General features: G+C 42.5%; 15 protein-coding genes and 1 tRNA gene. 7 read left to right on the forward strand and 9 right to left on the reverse strand.

All coding sequences use genetic code 11. From position 1 onward, the window contains the following. Positions 1-427 precede the first annotated feature (427 nt). From AFM12_RS05890 to prfB, 4 genes are all read left to right on the forward strand, one after another. The gene (locus AFM12_RS05890; protein ID WP_055145218.1) at positions 428-1,435 is read left to right on the forward strand and encodes an NAD-dependent epimerase/dehydratase family protein; all 1,008 of its coding nucleotides are present in this window, start codon (positions 428-430) and stop codon (positions 1,433-1,435) included. Positions 1,436-1,622: 187 nt separating this feature from the next. Beyond that, positions 1,623-3,200: a F0F1 ATP synthase subunit alpha gene (atpA, locus tag AFM12_RS05895; RefSeq protein WP_055145221.1), complete on the forward strand. Its 1,578-nt coding sequence runs from the start codon at positions 1,623-1,625 to the stop codon at positions 3,198-3,200. Positions 3,201-3,247: 47 nt separating this feature from the next. Continuing rightward, positions 3,248-4,132: an ATP synthase F1 subunit gamma gene (gene atpG, locus AFM12_RS05900; protein ID WP_055145224.1), complete on the forward strand. Its 885-nt coding sequence runs from the start codon at positions 3,248-3,250 to the stop codon at positions 4,130-4,132. Positions 4,133-4,230: 98 nt separating this feature from the next. After that, a protein-coding gene (gene prfB / locus AFM12_RS05905) for a peptide chain release factor 2 (protein WP_131458216.1) occupies positions 4,231-5,308 on the forward strand; the annotation gives its coding sequence in 2 pieces (ribosomal slippage) (positions 4,231-4,281 and positions 4,283-5,308; 1,077 coding nt in all). Between the two features lie 68 nt (positions 5,309-5,376). Here prfB and AFM12_RS05910 read toward each other — a convergent pair. Then, the gene (locus tag AFM12_RS05910) at positions 5,377-5,877 is read right to left on the reverse strand and encodes a hypothetical protein (protein WP_055145230.1); all 501 of its coding nucleotides are present in this window, start codon (positions 5,875-5,877) and stop codon (positions 5,377-5,379) included. A 158-nt stretch (positions 5,878-6,035) separates the two neighbouring features. Here AFM12_RS05910 and AFM12_RS05915 point away from each other — a divergent pair. Beyond that, a tRNA-Pro gene (locus tag AFM12_RS05915) sits at positions 6,036-6,110 on the forward strand. Positions 6,111-6,139: 29 nt separating this feature from the next. Here the strand turns inward: AFM12_RS05915 and AFM12_RS05920 are convergent. From AFM12_RS05920 to AFM12_RS05930, 3 genes are all read right to left on the reverse strand, one after another. Beyond that, on the reverse strand, positions 6,140-6,931 hold the full coding sequence (locus AFM12_RS05920; protein ID WP_082391218.1) for a (Fe-S)-binding protein: 792 nt from the start codon (positions 6,929-6,931) through the stop codon (positions 6,140-6,142). 213 nt (positions 6,932-7,144) lie between these two features. Beyond that, positions 7,145-7,804: a tRNA (5-methylaminomethyl-2-thiouridine)(34)-methyltransferase MnmC2 gene (gene mnmC2 / locus AFM12_RS05925; protein WP_055145233.1), complete on the reverse strand. Its 660-nt coding sequence runs from the start codon at positions 7,802-7,804 to the stop codon at positions 7,145-7,147. Further along, positions 7,794-9,635 (reverse strand): M61 family metallopeptidase, encoded by a 1,842-nt coding sequence (locus AFM12_RS05930; protein WP_055145236.1) that lies wholly within the window; start codon positions 9,633-9,635, stop codon positions 7,794-7,796. The genes mnmC2 and AFM12_RS05930 overlap by 11 nt, the downstream gene beginning before the upstream one ends. Positions 9,636-9,891: 256 nt before the next feature. Between AFM12_RS05930 and bshC the strand changes: the two genes are divergently transcribed. Next, positions 9,892-11,442 (forward strand): bacillithiol biosynthesis cysteine-adding enzyme BshC, encoded by a 1,551-nt coding sequence (gene bshC / locus AFM12_RS05935; protein WP_055145239.1) that lies wholly within the window; start codon positions 9,892-9,894, stop codon positions 11,440-11,442. Here the strand turns inward: bshC and AFM12_RS05940 are convergent. The 4 genes from AFM12_RS05940 to AFM12_RS05955 all read right to left on the reverse strand — a co-directional run bounded on the left by AFM12_RS05940 (position 11,439) and on the right by AFM12_RS05955 (position 15,090). Then, the gene (locus tag AFM12_RS05940; protein ID WP_055145242.1) at positions 11,439-12,005 is read right to left on the reverse strand and encodes a GNAT family N-acetyltransferase; all 567 of its coding nucleotides are present in this window, start codon (positions 12,003-12,005) and stop codon (positions 11,439-11,441) included. The two genes, bshC and AFM12_RS05940, sit on opposite strands and share 4 nt — an antisense overlap. 50 nt (positions 12,006-12,055) lie before the next feature. After that, entirely contained in the window at positions 12,056-12,814 is a 759-nt protein-coding gene (locus tag AFM12_RS05945; protein WP_055145245.1) for an enoyl-CoA hydratase/isomerase family protein, read from the reverse strand. After that, positions 12,807-13,649 carry a hydroxymethylglutaryl-CoA lyase-like TIM-barrel protein gene (locus AFM12_RS05950; RefSeq protein ID WP_055145248.1) on the reverse strand — a complete coding sequence of 281 codons (843 nt, stop codon included), beginning with the start codon at positions 13,647-13,649 and terminating at the stop codon, positions 12,807-12,809. The genes AFM12_RS05945 and AFM12_RS05950 overlap by 8 nt, the downstream gene beginning before the upstream one ends. Before the next feature lie 295 nt (positions 13,650-13,944). Beyond that, the gene (locus AFM12_RS05955) at positions 13,945-15,090 is read right to left on the reverse strand and encodes an acyl-CoA dehydrogenase family protein (protein ID WP_055145251.1); all 1,146 of its coding nucleotides are present in this window, start codon (positions 15,088-15,090) and stop codon (positions 13,945-13,947) included. Between the two features lie 141 nt (positions 15,091-15,231). Here AFM12_RS05955 and AFM12_RS05960 point away from each other — a divergent pair, with 141 nt between their 5' ends. Continuing rightward, positions 15,232-16,812, forward strand: coding sequence for an acyl-CoA carboxylase subunit beta (locus AFM12_RS05960; RefSeq protein ID WP_055145254.1), 1,581 nt, complete (start codon positions 15,232-15,234; stop codon positions 16,810-16,812). A gap of 10 nt (positions 16,813-16,822) precedes the next feature. Here AFM12_RS05960 and AFM12_RS19810 read toward each other — a convergent pair whose 3' ends face one another. Further along, a complete protein-coding gene (locus AFM12_RS19810) occupies positions 16,823-16,993 on the reverse strand; it encodes a hypothetical protein (protein ID WP_165492336.1) in 171 nt (56 codons plus the stop codon). Positions 16,994-17,017 lie beyond the last annotated feature (24 nt).

Raw genomic sequence — 17,017 nt, forward strand, 5'->3', positions numbered from 1 at the left:
CAATAAGTCTATGAACTTTATCCGTCCACACTTTCGTGTTTCAGGCTTGTGCTTTTCAGCTATTTCGCTTCATTGTTTTTTGGCGAAACGGATTGCAAAGGTACAACCGATCATTTCGAAACTCCAAATAATTTTTTAATTATTTTTTCGAGTTGTTTATCTTGAAGCATTTCTTAGAACTAAATCCCGCCCTTCGTTCGAAACGGGAGTGCAAATGTAGAGGAAGAATTTGAAATATCACAACCCACCTTTTAAATAATTTTACCCCTCATTGATATCGCTACTGAATATCAACTAATTAGAGATTGAAATATTTTTGAGCTTTCAAATAGTTCTTTAAATAATGCAATTGGCCACTACAGAATACGATGTCATATCCGTTTTGATCCTTTACTTTTGCGGCTCATCTTTTAAAAGATCATAAAGTATGAAGCTTTTAATTACCGGGGCCACGGGTCTTTTGGGTTCAGAGATTGTTCGACAATTGAAAGACTACCCTGGAAATGGTTTTGTTTCATTTGTAAGGAACCAAGATCAGCTTGACCAGTTCGATAACCCACAATTAGGAGATATCCTAGATTACCCTTCTCTACTTGAAGCGTTTGAAGGTATCAATATTGTGATTCACGCCGCAGCAAAAGTTAGCTTCTCGCCGAAAGAAAAAGCTGAGCTTTTTGAAGCGAATGTTGACGGTACGGCAAATGTGGTAAACGCTTGCCTGGAGAAAGGTGTAAAACGTCTTATATATATAAGTTCAGTGGCAGCAATTGGAAGACCCGAAAAGGATACGGATACAAAACAGCCCATCTCCATTAACGAAAGTAATAAATGGGAAGACAGCCCGATTAACTCCGAATATGCTAAAAGCAAGTACAGAGCTGAACAAGAGGTTTGGCGGGGGCAGGCCGAGGGACTTCAAACCGTAATTCTAAACCCTTCGGTAATATTGGGCGAAGCTGACTGGAAACAAAGCAGTACCCAGCTCTTTAATTATGTTTATCAAAGAAACAGATTTTATACGGATGGGGTGATTAATTATGTAGATGTACAGGATGTAGCAAATGCAGTCATTCAATTAATTGACTCGGACATAGAAGACAAAAGATACATTATGAATGCAGGCTCTGTTACATATGCCAAGTTTTTTGGCCTAATGGCCAAAGGTTTTGGCGTAGCACCACCTAAATACAAACTGAAACCGTTTGCCATAGAAATCCTTTGGAGGCTTGAAGCCATTAGGGCTTTCATTTTCAGAACATCCCCTTTAATCACAAAAGAAACGGCAGTTACAGCAAGAGCAAAAATTCACTTTGACAACTCAAGAATCAAAGAAGACTTGCAAATGGAGTTTATTCCTTTAGAAACCAGTATAAAACGCGTTTGCAATTACCTGTTGACTAAAAACAACCAGCGGTTAACGGTAGAGCAGAAATAAATGGACCAAGATACCTGCAAACGATCTAAGAAAAGTGCAAGAAATGGTATCCTTTTTTCAGATTTATATGGGAATTATGAAATTTTCTTAGTTATTTCGCAGCCTGAAAAGCCCCCTCTGGACGGGTCAATTCCTCCAAAACAGGGCCAAATATCAAATTTTACGTAAAAACAACATTCAATAAGACATGGCATCAGTAAGACCAGATGAAGTTTCGGCCATATTAAGAGAGCAGCTTGCCGGAGCAAAAACCGAGGCAGAGCTGGAAGAAGTAGGAACGGTACTGCAGATCGGTGACGGTGTAGCTCGTATTTATGGATTATCTAAAGTTCAGGCGGGTGAGTTACTTGCTTTTGAGAACGGATTGAAAGCCTTGGCACTTAACCTTGAAGAGGATAACGTGGGTGCGGTACTTCTTGGTGATTCAGCCGACATCAAAGAAGGTGCTACTGTTAAAAGAACTGGTGAAATTGCTTCAGTAAAAGTAGGAGAAGGTATTGTTGGACGTGTAGTAAACACTCTGGCTGAGCCAATCGACGGTAACGGACCACTACAAGGTGAAACTTATGATATGCCAATGGAGCGTAAGGCCCCTGGTGTTATTTACAGAGAACCCGTAACTGAGCCTCTTCAAACTGGTATCAAGGCAGTTGATGCGATGATTCCAATTGGCCGTGGTCAACGTGAGCTTGTAATTGGTGACAGACAGACCGGTAAAACTGCTGTTTGTATTGATACCATTATTAATCAGAAGGAATTCTACGACAAAGGAGAGCCAGTATATTGTATATATGTAGCCTGTGGTCAGAAAGCTTCTACAGTTAAAGCTGTAGAGCAGACATTGAGACGCTACGGTGCAATGGATTACACGGTAATCGTTGCCGCCAATGCCTCTGATCCTTCTCCAATGCAATTCTTTGCTCCGTTTACAGGTGCAGCCATCGGTGAATACTTCAGAGACACAGGTCGTCCTGCATTGGTTATTTATGATGACCTGTCAAAGCAGGCTGTTGCTTACCGTGAGGTTTCTCTTCTTCTAAGAAGACCTCCGGGACGTGAGGCCTATCCTGGTGACGTTTTCTACCTTCACTCAAGATTATTGGAAAGAGCTGCAAAAGTTAACTCTTCAGATGAGATTGCATCTCAAATGAACGACTTACCGCCTTCACTGAAAGATAAAGTAAAAGGTGGTGGTTCATTGACTGCCCTTCCGATCATTGAAACTCAGGCCGGTGACGTGTCTGCCTATATTCCAACAAACGTAATTTCGATTACGGATGGTCAGATCTTCCTTGAGTCAAACCTTTTCAACGCCGGTATCCGTCCTGCTATTAACGTGGGTATTTCGGTATCACGTGTGGGTGGTAATGCTCAGGTAAAATCAATGAAAAAGGTATCTGGTACATTGAAGCTCGACCAAGCTCAGTTCCGTGAGCTTGAAGCTTTTGCTAAGTTCGGGTCAGACCTTGATGCTGCTACCAAACTGGTAATTGAAAGAGGTAGAAGAAACCAGGAGATCCTTAAGCAGGGTCAGTTCCAGCCAGCCCCAGTGGGTGAGCAGGTGGCTATCATCTACGGGTCTATTAACGGTATCATGGACAAAGTACCTGTGGAAAGAGCAAAAGAGTTCGAAAACGAATTCCTTTCTCTAATGCGTGCCAGCAAGCCTGAATATATTGCCACGCTTGCCTCAGGTAAGCTTGACGATGAGGTTACTGCCTGGATCGTGAAAGAAGGTAAAAGCCTTGCTGAGAAATACGCTTAATCAATTCGAAATTACCCCGGGGTAATCTTTAATTCAGATTATAAAAAATGGCTTCATTAAAAGAAGTAAGAAACCGAATAACATCTGTTAACTCGACGATGCAGATCACCAAAGCCATGAAAATGGTGGCGGCTGCTAAGCTTAGAAGAGCTCAGGATGCTATTCTCCAGATGCGACCATACGCAAATAAACTCAACGAGCTTATTGCAACGGTTTCGGCCAATACCGAGGTGGGGGCACAAAGTCCCTACACCGCCGTAAGGCCGGTAGACAAAGTATTGCTAATTGTGGTGACGTCTGACAGAGGCTTGTGTGGTGGTTTTAATTCTAATATCATTAAGGCTACCCAGGCATTGATTAATGATAAGTACGCTTCTCAGCAAAAAGCAGGTAATGTTACCATCAAAGCTCTTGGTAAAAAAGGCCTTGAAGCTTTTTCAAAGAGAGGATTTGCTGTCAATAAAAATCATTCTGAAATCTTTTTGAAACTGAGCTTTGAAGAAGCAAGAAAAGCTGCTGAAGAGGCTATGGAAGCTTTCAAAGTTGGAGTTTATGACGAAGTTGTTCTTGTTTTCAATGAATTCAAAAACGTTGCGACTCAAATCATAAGAACTGAGACGATGCTTCCACTGACTGCAGACGTTGATGAGAATGCTGCGGTGAGTAACACTGACTACATCTTTGAGCCTTCAGAAGAGGAGATTATCCTTGACCTGATGCCAAAGGCTATCAAAATGCATTTGTACAAAGCTGTATTGGAATCCAATGCCTCTGAGCACGGAGCTCGTATGACAGCTATGGATAAGGCCACTGAAAACGGCGGTGAACTATTGAAAGATCTTAAGATTCAATACAACCGTTCGCGTCAGGCGGCTATTACGAAAGAAATTCTTGAAATTGTAGGTGGAGCTGAAGCACTAAAAGACAGCTAAGCCCATAATTTCCCTTTTCAGGGACTCTGAGCCCTTCTTAATTCGTTAAGAAGGGCTTTTCTTTGATATTTAAATAATGTTTAACCCATAAGGAAATCATGACAACAGAAGCGTTGAAAGATTTGAGGGCCAGAGTGACGGCCTTGAGGAGGTATCTTTGACTACGATAGCCGAAAAGAAAAACTAGGAGATTTAGAAAATCAGCAGGCTCAGCCTGAATTCTGGAACGACTCTGACCATGCTCAGAGCGTAATGAAAGAAATACAGACTATCAAAAACTGGACAGAATCTTACGAAAAGATGGATACCAGCATGAGCGATCTGGAAACTCTTTATGAGTTCCATGAAATGGGTGAGGTTTCGGAAGAGGAAATTGATTCAGAAGGTGCCAAAACAGAGGTGCTGATAGAAGAGCTGGAATTGAAAAAGATGCTTTCAGGCGAAGAAGATCAGTTCTCTGCGATTGTAGAAATCAATTCAGGAGCTGGTGGTACTGAAAGCCAGGACTGGGCCAGTATGCTTTACCGTATGTACCTGATGTGGGCTCAAAAAAACGGATATAAAGTAACTCAAGTCGACTGGCAGGATGGCGACGGAGCTGGTATAAAATCAGCTTCAATGCAAATTGACGGTCCGCAAGCCTATGGCTATCTCAAATCTGAGAATGGTGTACACCGTTTAGTTCGTATTTCTCCGTTCGATAGTAACGCAAGGAGACATACTTCTTTCGCCTCGGTATATGCCTATCCCGTGATTGATGACTCCATTGAGGTAGAGGTGAAAGATGCCGATATTGAGTGGCAAACGTCAAGATCAGGAGGTGCAGGTGGACAGAACGTAAACAAGGTGGAAACCAAGGTTCAGCTAACTCACAAGCCCACGGGAATCGTTATCGTTTGTCAGATGGAACGAAGTCAGTTGGCTAATAAAGAACACGCCATGAACATGTTGAAGTCTCGTCTCTACCAGATTGAGATGGAAAAACGAAATGCGGCGAGGGCTGATATTGAAGCATCCAAAAAAGCTATTGAGTGGGGCTCTCAAATTAGAAATTATGTATTTCACCCATACAAATTAGTCAAAGATGCCCGAACAGGACACGAGACATCAGACATTCAGGGAGTGATGGATGGAAACCTCGATGACTTCATCAAGGCTTATTTGATGATGGATTAAACCTTAGGATATAAGAACAAAGAAAAAGGCTGCCTTTTGGTAGCCTTTTTCTTTAGTCTCTTATTGTTCTATGCCGCTTCCACTCTGAAGTATCTGGCAAGAAATGGACTTTTTGCCGCAGGAATTTTCCAGTTGCTATGAAGCTGGGCAATGGTTTGAACAGCATTGCTGTTATAAATCAAAGTATCAGGCTTTATTAAACCATTTTCTACAGCCTTCTTCAACTCAAAAGGTGGAATGGTTTTGATCTCATTATCCGAAAGAAAAGCCCAGGAACGATCAAAGAAATTGATATTCATCTCCTCTCCCAGTTTCTTTAACCAGGCCACTGAACTATCAATTGAGCATCCGCTGGGCAGTTTGTGAGACTCATCAACCGCAATAATCACAAAGTGACCATCCTGTACCTTTACCGAGCCTAACAAATCCTCTCCGTGAGCATTCCACTGTTCCAGAGTAGTTTTTAACGCATAAGCGACCATATTCTCTTCTTTTGCCGTCATTAAACGGTCAGACTGGTATACCCAAACTCTGGAGTGGACGGTCATTTGATCAAAGTCTTTAAACATACTTTTTTGAGTTGATATGAGTAATTAGCTTAACGTAAAAGTAAAGCCTTTCATTCAGCAGAGGAGTCTAAAAATTTTAGAAAGGTTGGGAATTGTGGATAAGTTAGTCTCTGTTCTATTTTTTGTGATCTGTACCCAATTAGTAATTTTGGAATGTTCGGGGTGTAGCTCAGTCCGGTTAGAGTACACGTCTGGGGGGCGTGTGGCCGCTGGTTCGAATCCAGTCACCCCGACTTTTGGTCGCCTTCACGGGCGACCATTTTTACATTTGCTGGAGCAGCAATTCAGCAAGATCATAAACCTTCACCTCCGCTTCCTTTTCTTTGTTCTTTACCCCGTCAGACATCATCGTCATGCAGAAAGGGCAGCTTACCGCAACGGTCTTAGCACCCGTTTCCAGAGCCTCTTCAATACGTTCTATGTTTACGTCTTTCTTACCGGCCTCTGGTTCTTTGAACATTTGACCACCACCGGCACCACAGCATAAGCCTTTTGACTTACACCTTTTCATCTCAACCAATTCAGCATCCAATGCCCTAATTACTTCTCTGGGAGCTTCATAAACCTCATTGGCTCGGCCCAGATAACAGGAATCATGAAATGTGATTTTTTGACCTTTAAACTCTCCTCCCTTAACCTTAAGTTTGCCTTCAGAAATAAGTTGTTGCAAGTATTGAGAATGATGAATCACTTCATAATTCCCACCCAGTTCAGGGTATTCATTTTTGAGCGTATTAAAACAGTGTGGGCAGGCTGTTACGATTTTCTTGACACCATAACCATTTAACACCTCAATGTTCTGCATGGCCAGCATCTGAAAGGTAAATTCGTTGCCAGCTCTTCTTGCCGGGTCACCTGTACAACTTTCTTCTGTGCCGAGAACGGCATAATTGATATTCAACTGGTTCAGAATTTTCGCAAAAGCAATGGTAACTTTCTTATATCGGTCGTCAAAACTGCCGGCACAGCCCACCCAAAAAAGAATTTCAGGTTCTTTATTTTGTGCCATCAGATCGGCCATTGTAGGTACAGAAAAAGGCATTGTTTCGCTCATAGATCGTACTGAATTGAATTAATCAAAAATAGTATGCTTGCATAACATTTGCAAATATATTTAGCCTAGCCGCCAACCGCTTATTGTCATGGAAAGTCGTGGTTAGTCGTGCCACGACAATACTCTAAAGAAGACGGTCTACCCTGATCCTGGAGTTTGATGAAGCCTATTCAATTGAGGAATTTAACCGTGGCACGACCGATTTCGTCGTGGTTAGTCGTGCCACGATAATTTGATAGCTCTTAATATTTCCCGTTTCCGTGGTGGGCCTGGGTGTTTTTCAACCATGAATCCAGCAGCTTTTAGGTTTCGCTGAACGTAGCCTTTTGAGCAATAGGTTGTCAAAACTCCTCCCTCCTCCATGAGGGAATAGAGTTTCTCAAAAATCTCCAGTGTCCATAGTTCCGGTTGAGACTCCGGTGCAAAGGCGTCGTAATAGACCAAATTGAATTTTTGATCGGTTTGAAAATTTTGAAGTGGGGTATTGTACTTTATAAAACTAAATATGTCATTGACCTCTACCTTTTCTCCCCACGGGAGAGCATGTAATTGCGAAGCATCAAAATTGAGTTCACCTATCATTTCTTCGGTGATTGGAAAAGCTTCAAGCCCGGTGTAATTCACTTTTTTTGACTGGCTTTCAGCAAAGTTTTTTGTCAATAGGGCATTCAACCCCGTGCCAAAACCCATTTCCAATAGGTTTATCTCCTCAAAACGCTCGAAAGCAAAACAGAGCCCGAGGTCGATAAACACGACCTCAGACTCCTTTTCGGCTCCAAAAATGGAGTGGTAATGCTGATCAAAACATTTGCTGTAAACGGTAGTGCTGCCGTCAGCTGTTATTTTAATATGCTGTTCGTCTTTACTCCGCACTCAGCCAGGCGTTTCTTAACTTAACTTGATCTTCTGTGGCGTTAGGGTTATCCTGAAGAACATTTTTAGCCACCACAGCAATTTTCATTATAGGAGCAGAAAGCTCCTTTTCATTGAAAACCCCATCTTCTTCACGCTTTATTTTCATGGTTAACTGCTCCCCGGTCTTACCATCTTCCTGCAAATCTGCTACTAAAGAACGAAAAGTAGCAATACCCACTTCCTGACCGTTCATTTCAAGAAGAATATCGCCTTGCTGATAACCCATTTCTTTCCCGAATTCATTCATATTGGAATTATCGGCCACAATGATCTGACGATCTTCGTTAACCCCGATACTGATGGACCCAAGAGAAACTGTACTATCTCCCGTTTGCATTTCAGGAATAAAGTCAACGCCAACCCAACTTAAAACCTCCTCAAGAGGTAATGGCTGAGGCCCGGCCACATGATTATCAAGAAATGCTCTCACTTCGGGACTTGTCATCTTTTCGATCTGATCAAAAAGCTCATCATCTTTAAATGGTTTATCTGAACCATAGACATCTGATAGGTCGTTTACCAAATCTATAATACCATACCCTCCGTCAGAGTCCTTTCTTAACATTAAATCAAGACACATGGAAATTAAGGCTCCTTTTTGGTACACATTACCGTACTCAGGCTCATATTCCTCCTCTAAAACCCGCTCACTCATGATGGTAAAAGGCAGATCATCTTTGTAACGAGTTCTTGACGCTGTGATCTTATTTGACATCTCCTCATAAAAGTCTTCCTTTGATTTGAGGCCATATCGTGTCTGGGCAAGGTGAGCATGGTACTCGGTGGAACCCTCATAAAGCCATAAATGCTTACTCATTTGAGGATCATTGAAATCAAAATAATGGATTTCCTCAGAGTGTGTGTTCAGCGGTGTCAGGATGTGAAAAAACTCATGAGCAGAAACATCCATAATGAAAGGCAGAGCACGGTCACCTGCTACCTCGGGCAGAAAATAAAGTGACGAAAAACTATGCTCCAATGCCCCCTGAGAACCTGAGAGTGGGGCCTTATCTGTCAAATAGATAATGAAAGCATATTTCTTCACCGGCATTTCTCCGATATAAGCTACCTGAGCATCGAGTAGTTTTTTGAGGTTTTCAGCAAGATAATCAGCCTTCACGACGCCATTAGGCGAATAAACACCAATAACAACTTCACTGTCTCCAATTTTGATGCTGGCATTATTCTCTTTGGCATACATGATCGGGCTGTCTACCAGTCGATTGTAAGTTGTGGCCTCAAACTGATCGATGGTTGAGGAGGCATCTTCATCAATCAGGGAAGTGGTTGCCACCAGGTCATCCTGATGTTTGATAGTCAGCTCAAAAGGCATTTGCTTTCTATCCTGAAAATAACCAAAGAAGCAATGAGTATTAAGAACATAATTTTCGTCCTTCTCAATATTGCTACCTGCGGGCTCAAAAATGGCTCCACCCGTTCTGACTTCATCAAAGGAGTCATTGACCCAATAGGTTATTTTTTCAATTCTTTTGGCTTTGAAAATTCTCCAGGAATTGTCGTCAAGTCTTCTAACTTTCAGATTTCTGCCGTTTTTATCAAAAGCCTCCAGATTTTCAACGTATCGCCCGTAATTGTCTGTTGAGTAGGTACCAGGCACCGTTTTCGGCAGATAAAATACTACGCTTTTCCCGCTGATTTTAGGACTGACAAGCTCCACTTGAAGTTTGTCATCCACCGTCTGATTGAGGTCAATCGAATATTGATATTTCTGTGCAAAGCCTTGGCCTGCTATAAAAATCAGCAAAGCCAATATTAATTTTTGTCGCATTGGTTAATGTTTGAAATGAATGTTGATGCAAAATTGTCACAAATGGTGCTAAATCACCTCATATTTGTGAGAAAACGGATAGTATTCGATTGAAAAAGTTGCACAGAGATCGATAAATTTAGATTCAGAATCTATTATCCTAACGAAAGCCATGCCCCTGTTGGTGTATTCTGTAAAAAGCAACGTAATTTTCGAACCCTTGTCTGTTTCAGTACGTTAAATGACCAACCTTTTTTAACCGCGTATCAATATTTCTGTGGAATATACCTGTCAACGTCTACCTCTTTCAGCCACCGGAGCTTTCTCCGATCTTTTCATTGATTATATGAATCAAAAAGACGCCTTGAAGTCTTTTTATTCAGAATATCCGGCGATTGAGAATTTTAAAAAACTCATTGACAATAAGAGTTTTTCAAAAGCAAAGAGGGCGGTTTTAGTTTCAACGCTTAAAAAGCAATACGAAGGCCTTGAGAATCAACCGAATTTTGACCTTTTACTTTCTGAAAAGACGTTTACGGTAACTACGGGGCATCAGCTCAATATTTTCAGTGGTCCACTTTATATTCCTTTCAAAATCATCACAATTATCAATCTGGCCAGAGACCTGAAAAAGGCTTATCCCGAATATAATTTTGTTCCGGTGTATTGGATGGCTACCGAGGATCATGACCTGGAGGAAATTCAGTCAACCAAGGCATTTGACCAGAAAATCCTCTGGGATACCCACCAACAAGGAGCCGTCGGACGAATGAAAACTACCGGCCTTCAAGAACTGGCAGAGCGATTAGGCAAGACAGGTGAACTATTCAAAAAAGCTTACAGCGAAAATGAGTTGCTGGGTGATGCAGTAAGAGCATACATGCACGAACTTTTCGGCTCATATGGATTGGTTACACTTGACGCTGATGACCGTGAGTTGAAAGGGCTTTTTAAAGATGTTATCAAAGATGACCTTATAAAACATTCTGCTGAGCAATTGGTTGCTAAGCAAAGTCAAAAGCTGGCTTATCTTGATTACAAAACACAAATAACCGCAAGAGAAATCAACTTTTTCTATTTAGCTGAAGGCTTGAGAGAAAGAATCGTTTCAGAAAACGGAAAGTTTCAGGTTCTCAATACGGACCTCGAATTCTCAGAGGAAGAACTTTTAAAAATCGTCGACGAAGAGCCGGAAAGATTTAGCCCGAATGTGGTGTTAAGACCTCTGTATGAAGAAATGATATTGCCGAATCTGGCCTATATCGGTGGACCCTCTGAGGTGCCTTACTGGCTTCAGCTTAAACCTGTTTTTGACCATTACGGAGAGGCCTTCCCGGCATTAATGCCCCGCAATTTCGGGATGATTTTGAGTGATAAGCATCTGGACAAATGTGAGAAACTCCGTATTTCAGCCGAAGATTTATTCAAACCACTGCATGATCTTCAGAAAGATTGGGTGGAAAAACACTGCGAGCATAACTTAGCTCTCAATGGGGAAATTGGTGAGCTGAAGGCTCTATTTGAGCGAATAGAGCAAAAAACTTCTCAAATAGATGCTACGCTTAACAGAACCGCAGAGGCTTTTGAAACCAAATCTGTAGATCTGCTGGAGCGACTGGAAAAGAAAATCAGAAGAGCGGAAAAAAGAAAACATGCCGAAGCAATGAATCAGCTGGAAAACCTCAAAAATCTACTTTTCCCTGGCGGTGGCCTTCAGGAGCGAAAAGTCAATATCACTCAATTCCTGGAACAAAGGCCTGACTTGATTGAGGTACTTATTGCGGCTTTTGATCCGCTGGATTATCGGTTCAATTTGGTTGATATTTAGACTGTCCAATCCCAAACAATAATATCCCAAGGCTCCCCCTGATCAGGTTCATCAAAACGGATGATGACCTCAAAGCCCGCTTTCAAATGGGCTTTTAATGATCGATGATTGCGATAAGAAACATCTGTCATTGCGAGTTCGTAGAGGCTTTGGTAGCTCTCCCTGTAAGAGGCATACATTTTCCCCAAAAGTCCTTTACCGGCGTAGTTTTTATCTACACAAACCTGGCCTACCGAGCAGTAATTCCAGTCTTTGAATTTTCGGCCTCTGTATTCCAACTCATCGAAAATAGGGAAAATACCTCCGCCTTCTTTCATCAGGTGATTGGTAGACCTATCCATCAGAAGCACGTAACCCACGACTTTTTCTCCGTCTTTGGCGACAATATGGTGATTTCCCGCCGGCATTATTTTCAGGAATTCCATATCATACTCCAGAGTCACAAAACCCTGAGTACTTCTCTCCTCCTCAGTCAGGTTTTTACGAAGATTGGCTGATTGCAGGTTGAGAATTCCCTGAAGATCCACTTCGGTTTTAGCTTTGGTGATGATGGGTTCAGACATGTGCTTCTTTGAAAGCCTCAAAAATAGGAGAAGCGATAGGATTCTGAAACTTATTTCCGACCGGAAAATTGATCCAAAACCTTTTTGAGCTCCGAAGCCCTATCGCCATCGGGTATGGTTTTGAGTTTTCTCATCATTGAAATAGCTGCTTTTAGCAATTTGACCTCTGCTTTCTGAATTCCTGAAACAGTTTCCTGAACAACCTCATCTCTGGTTTCTTTTGTGAAGGCCCGATTGACAAGACCCGTGGAAAGAGCTTCACCCGATGTAATTTTTTTGCCTGTCAAGGCCCAGTCGAGAGCCGTTCTTTCTCCGACGATTTCAGGAAGTTTCTCCATCACCTGAAAAGGGAAAAGTCCTATTTCTATCTCAGGCAAACGGAACCAAACATCTTCTCTGGCAAGAACCATATGGCACTCATTGAGAATCAAAAAGCCACCGGCAATTACGGGCCCTTCCACCACGGCAATCAAAGGTTTTTCCAGTTGTCGCAAAGCTAAAGCCATGGTCAGTCCTTCAGCTTTGAATTTTTCAGGAATGTCCTCATGAACCTCACCTCTGAAAATTTTGAGATCCATGCCGGCACAAAAAACAGGTGGAGCGGCTTCCAGTTGAACCGCCTTTATTTCCATATCAGCATTTGCACCCTGAATGGCATAGGCGAGTTCATGAATCATCAACGGACTAAAGGCATTTCGCTTTTCAGGCCTGTTGAGGGTCAACTTCAGTATGCCTTCCTTTTTCTCCAGGAGAAGGTAGCGATAGCTTACATCCAAATAATCTGCAGTATTTGAGAAATATTCAGGCATAGGAAACGAGTTTTTGAAAAGCTGAATTTAACTCTTCTATCTGATTCTCATCAATTCCTTTCCATTGTAAAAGTCCTTCAGTAGGAATATTCCCAACAAGCTCATCTTTGGCCATCGGGCAGCCTCCAAAGCCTTGAAAAGCTCCATCGAAGTGCGTGCAACCCAATTCAAAAGCAATCTCTACCAATTCTTGCCATTGACCCGGAGCGGCGTGAAAATGGGCACTCAATTCTATTTCCGGAAAATTCCTATTGAACTTGGCAAATAGCTCCTTTACCGAGTCCTGCCGGGCAACGCCAATGGTATCTGATAAGGCTAATGAATTAATACCCATCTCAATGAGTTTCTGTGCCCAAATCAAAACTTCCTCTGCAAACCACGGTTCGCCATAAGGGTTCCCAAAAGCCATGGAAAGGTAAATTCTGACCCGTTGACCGGCCGTTTCAGCAATCTCCTGAATGCGAGCAATGCGTAAAAGAGCCTCTTCCCTACTGGCTCCGGTATTCCGTTGTTGAAATTCTTCAGAAATAGAAAAAGGAAAACCCAAAATGTCAACGAGATCAAATTGAGATGCCCGCTCAGCCCCTCTTTCGTTAGCGATGATGGCTAGTAATTGAGTATCATTCTTTGGCTTTTTGAGTCTCTTCAAAACCTCCTCAGTATCCGCCATTTGAGGAACGGCCTTGGGAGAAACAAAACTACCAAAATCAATGGAATGAAATAAACCAGAGTCCAAAGCCTTCTGAATATAAGCAGACTTCGGCTCCGACGGAATTTGCTTTTTTAGCCCTTGGATAGCGTCTCTGGGGCAGTCTGTGATTTGGATAATATGCATAAGTCATTAAGGAAAGACCCAAATAAATTTTCTCTTCAATTTGAAACATTTTGAAATACCGAATCGTGGCTGTCCTTGCCGGACGGACATTACTTTTTTTTTCGAAAAAAAGTAACCGCAGCCGCGGACCGCCAAAAAAACATTGCCAAAACAAACTCGTACAGTCAATTTTCTCTTCTAAAAGGTATATTCCTTCCCATTTCTTTTGAAAATTGACCGTACTTTAAACAGTGTTTTGGCTCAGCGGTTTTCATTAATTTTATCTCAAACTTGTCTAAATTGTTTCGAGGAATATTTACTTCAAAAGCTCTTTAGCAATTACCATTTTCTGGATATTTGAGGTACCCTCTCCAATGGTACATAACATAGCGTCTCGATAATATTTTTCAACCGGGTATTCTTTTGAATAGCCATATCCCCCAAACAATTGAAGAGCCTTTGTACTCACTTTAACTGCCGTTTCAGAGGCATAGAGTTTCGCCATGGCCGATTGTTTGGCTGTGCTTTTGCCTTCCATTTTTAATTTTGCTGCATTTCTGATCAGCAATTCTGAGGCTTCAATTTCCGTCGCCATATCCGACAGATCAAAACGTACCGCCTGAAACTTGGCAATTGGCTTTTTAAACTGCTTTCGTTCCTGAGTATAGGCCAAAGCACTCTTCAATGCTCCTTTTGCGATACCAAGTGATAAAGCACCGATAGAAATACGGCCACCTTCCAATAATTTGAGAGCCTGAATAAAACCTTGCCCTTCTTCTCCAATACGTTGCGATTCATGTACCCTGCAATCGTCAAGAAAAAGTCCGGCCGTTTCAGACGCCCTCATGCCCAGCTTATCTTCTTTTTTACCCGAGCTAAATCCTGGCGTACCTTTTTCAATGATAAAAGCACTCATGGAGTGGCTGTCGCCTTCGTCTCCTGTTCTGGCCATCAAAACCGTAACATCTCCCGAAATAGCGTGGGTAATAAAGTTTTTTGAGCCATTGATAATATAATATTCTCCCTCTTTCCGGGCAGTGGTTTGCATCCCACCGGCATCAGAACCCGAGCCGGTTTCGGTGAGCCCCCAGGCTCCTATCCATTCGCCCGAAGCCAATTTTGGGAGGTAAAGATGTTTTTGTTCTTCATTGCCAAAGCTCAGAATGTGATTGGTGCATAATGAGTTATGAGCCGCAAGCGAAAGGCCAATTCCTCCACATACCTGAGAAATCTCATCAATGATGGTGATGTACTCCTGATAGCCAAGACCGGAACCACCGTAGATTTCCGGAACCAGCACACCCATGAAACCCATGTGCCCCATTTTTTTGAAGACTTCTATCGGAAACTCCTGAGCTTCGTCCCATTTCATTTTATTGGGTTCTATTTCCCTTTTGGCAAAATCTATTGCACTTTCTCTGATCATTTCCTGATCAGACGCGTTTGTCTCTAAGATATTCATAGCTTAAATTGTAGTGTTTGTTGATGACGATAATGTAGGCATTTATTCCCTGATTTTCAATAGCTCCCGGGAATGAACTGCTCTTACAACATAAACGTAAATTCTATTGAAATCGCTTAAACAACCTATGAAATGAGTACAATGAAAGCTTTGCTTGACGAACTAAAAGAAAAACATGAAGGCATACGGCTAGGCGGCGGTCTCGAGAAGATTGCGAAACACAAAGCCAAAGGAAAGCTTACGGCCTTTGAGCGAATTCAACACCTACTGGATGAAGGTAAAGAATTTATAGAAATCGGTCTTTTTGCGGGCGATGGCATGTATGAAGAAGAAGCTGGCTGCCCCAACGGCGGTGTTGTTTGTGTCATGGGCTATGTTTCTAATCGCCTATGTATCATTTTAAGCAATGACGCCACGGTAAAGGCCGGAGCCTGGTTTCCGATAACGGGGAAAAAGTGCCTGAGAGCTCAGGAAATAGCCATGGAAAACCATTTGCCCATCATCTATTTAGTAGATTCAGCCGGTATTTATTTGCCTTTGCAATCTGATATTTTCGCAGACAAGGAGCATTTCGGACGTGTTTTCAGGAATAATGCAAAACTCTCCGCCATGGGCGTTCCCCAAATTTCAGCCATCATGGGAAGCTGCGTGGCTGGCGGGGCTTATCTGCCCATCATGTCCGATTATGCCATGATCGTAGAAGGCACTGGATCCGTTTTTCTGGCAGGTCCTTATCTGGTAAAATCTTCCATTGGTGAAGATGTTGATGCCGAAACCTTGGGTGGTGCTTTTTCACAATCGGCCATTTCAGGTGTGACTGACAATATGTACCCTGATGACGAAAGTTGTCTAAATGCTATCAAAGGTATTATGGATAAAATGGGGCACTATGAAAAAGCCGGATTCAACCGAAAAGAAGCTGTCAAGCCTCAAAAAGACGAAAAAGAGATTTACAGCATTTTACCCTCGGACAAAAGTCGCCCATACGATATGGTGGAAATCATAGAGCGACTGGTGGACAACTCCGATTTTGAGCAATACAAAGAGGAGTACGGCAAAACTATTATCTGCGGCTGGGGCAGAATTGACGGTTGGTCAGTAGGTATTGTTGCCAATCAACGGATGATTGTCAAAGCCAATAAGCCCGGCAATGCCAAAGAAATGCAGGTGGGCGGTGTGATTTACAGCGACTCGGCCGACAAAGCTGCACGGTTTATCATGAACTGTAATCAACAGCGAATTCCTTTGGTTTTCCTTCAGGATGTAACCGGCTTTATGGTGGGAAGCCGCAGCGAACAGGGCGGGATCATCAAAGACGGAGCTAAACTAGTCACCGCCATGTCCAATTCCGTAGTACCAAAATTCACTTTTATTGTAGGTAATAGCTACGGAGCAGGTAATTACGCCATGTGCGGAAAGGCTTATGATCCACGGCTCATTTACGCCTGGCCGGGCTCTCAAATGGCAGTGATGAGTGGAAGTGCCGCTACCCAAACGCTTTTTCAGATAGAGCAAGCCAATAAAAACAAAAAAGGCCGTGATCTGGAAAGCATCAAAAAGAACTACGAAGACCAGCTCAGCCCTTACTACGCTGCCGCCCGCCTTTGGACCGATGGGGTAATTGACCCTTTAGAAACCCGTAAAATTATCTCCATGGGCATTGAAGCGGCAAATCATGCTCCCATTCGGGAGGAGTATAAGCTAGGGGTGATTCAGACGTGAGGGGTGAATATTAACCTTTCCTAACTTTAATTACGAAATAGGCTATTACACCTATTACCAACAAAACAAGGAAAACGCCAACATTTACCCCGGCTTTAAAAACTCCTCCTACAAATTCACAACTGGAGAGTAAAGCCATAAGAGGTAGAATTAGTGCGATGGATGGGATGAACTTTTTCATTTTATGTAGTTGATTTTTCATTCA

Source organism: Jiulongibacter sediminis, from assembly GCF_001306455.1.
GTDB classification, from domain to species: domain Bacteria; phylum Bacteroidota; class Bacteroidia; order Cytophagales; family Spirosomataceae; genus Jiulongibacter; species Jiulongibacter sediminis.